Annotated in this window: 2 protein-coding genes; one reads left to right on the top strand and one right to left on the bottom strand. The window is 42.9% G+C overall.

Annotated elements, in window-relative coordinates:
• Positions 1 to 73: 73 nt before the first annotated feature.
• Positions 74 to 1,192: a DNA methyltransferase gene (locus ACFWJX_RS40630; protein WP_077952212.1), complete on the top strand. Its 1,119-nt coding sequence runs from the start codon at positions 74 to 76 to the stop codon at positions 1,190 to 1,192.
• On the opposite strand, the gene ACFWJX_RS40625 is transcribed toward ACFWJX_RS40630, so the two are convergent.
• Positions 1,189 to 1,622 (bottom strand): hypothetical protein (locus ACFWJX_RS40625; RefSeq protein ID WP_383252151.1); only part of this gene is annotated, 434 nt, incomplete at its 5' end. The two genes, ACFWJX_RS40630 and ACFWJX_RS40625, sit on opposite strands and share 4 nt — an antisense overlap.

Raw genomic sequence — 1,622 nt, 5'->3', positions numbered from 1 at the left:
CTTTTAAACTAAATTGACGTCCTGACGTCTAGTTAGTATTATTATTTTATACAAAAATACTGGATTTATAAACATGTCTTTGGCTCCTGGTGTTGTTCGTGACTCGATAATTGAATGTTTTTTAAGGCTTGGAAGAGAAGCTTCTATTGAGGAGATAACCAACGCTGTTTATTTGAAAATTGGAGAAATTTCAAAATCTTCTGTACGTTCATATCTGAGTTTAAATACCCCTGGTCTGTTCGAACGAGTAGATCGCGGTGTCTATCGCTTAAATGGTGATGCTGGTATTACTCCCTCCTTAGATTTGACGTCTTCACCTAAGGCTGTTGGGAAATCGACGATTTTTTTTGATGATGCAATTGAATGGTTAAAAAGGCAAAAAGATAATTCAATTCATGCAGTTGTAACCGATCCTCCTTACGGATTAGTCGAGTATACAAAACAGCAGACTGAGAAACTAAGGGCAGGGAAAGGTGGTATTTGGAGAAAGCCGCCTTCCTTTGATGGACATAAGCGTGCGCCATTACCTCGCTTTACGGTTTTGCGGGAAGAAGATCTTAGAAATATATCATTATTTTTCAAAGAACTATCCTCGCAAGTCGAAAGGGTGGTTGTTCCTGGCGGGAATATAGTTATCGCATCCAACCCTCTTCTATCGCATATAGTCGCGGACTCTATGTCTACGTCTGGCTTAGAGCTACGAGGTTACATCGCGCGTCAGGTTATGACCATGAGAGGAGGGGATAGGCCCAAAAACGCCCATGATGAATTTGGAGATGTTTCTGTCATGCCACGTTCTCAATGGGAACCATGGATAGTGCTGAGAAAGCCTCTAGATGGAAGGGTTCAGGATAATCTACGAAAGTGGAAAACAGGTGGATTCAGGAGAATTTCAGCTGACAGGCCATTTGGCGATGTCATTAAATCTCATCCGACGCCAGCACATGAAAAAAAGATAGCGCCACATCCGTCATTAAAGCCGCAAAATTTCATGAGGCAATTAGTGAGGGCAGTGCTTCCTTTAGGAGAGGGGATTATTCTCGATCCATTTATGGGGGGCGGCTCCACATTAGCAGCTGCAAACCATATAGGTTATGAGAGCATTGGAGTTGAAATAGACCGGGAGTTCTTTGATTTGGCGGAGAAAGCTATCCCCGCGCTATCAGCCCTTCCAAGCAAGGAAAATAACTAAACTAAATCCTTGTAAACCCAGCTTTCTCTGAGCTTCTTCAACCCTTCTTTGTGAAGGGTTGCTGTTCTGGTTCCTAATGCACCACGATCATTACGACGGAAGTCATTTTCATCAACGTGGCAAAGATATACCTCGGTAAATTTCATCGACTTTCTGTCTGAGGCCGGTTCAGTCTCATTATCTACATTGTAGACAAATACGCACATCCATTGAGATCTTGCCCCATGAGTATCGACGGCACCCCCATTTTTCCTGGTGGTTTTTATTTCAATGCCGTCTTCCCCTGAGGAGATACTGTCATTCGGATACTTGCCTCTAACAACTAGGTCTGGATGTCCATTGAAATGCTTGTTTTCAACAAGTGATCTTGAAAATTTAGCGAGGGAAGCTGTGATCATATCTGAAATGAGGCCAGACATAGCTGCTGGTC

The sequence above is a fragment of the Streptomyces sp. NPDC058335 genome, assembly GCF_042723915.1.
GTDB lineage: Bacteria > Actinomycetota > Actinomycetes > Streptomycetales > Streptomycetaceae > Streptomyces.
Note: the sequence above shows the minus strand (reverse complement) of the source record. Positions and strands in the feature narration are given on the sequence as shown.

Coding starts and splice junctions, on each gene's coding strand:
- ACFWJX_RS40630 (WP_077952212.1), top strand. CDS start 74: ATGTCTTTGGCTCCTGGTGTTGTTCGTGACTCGATAATTGAATGTTTT.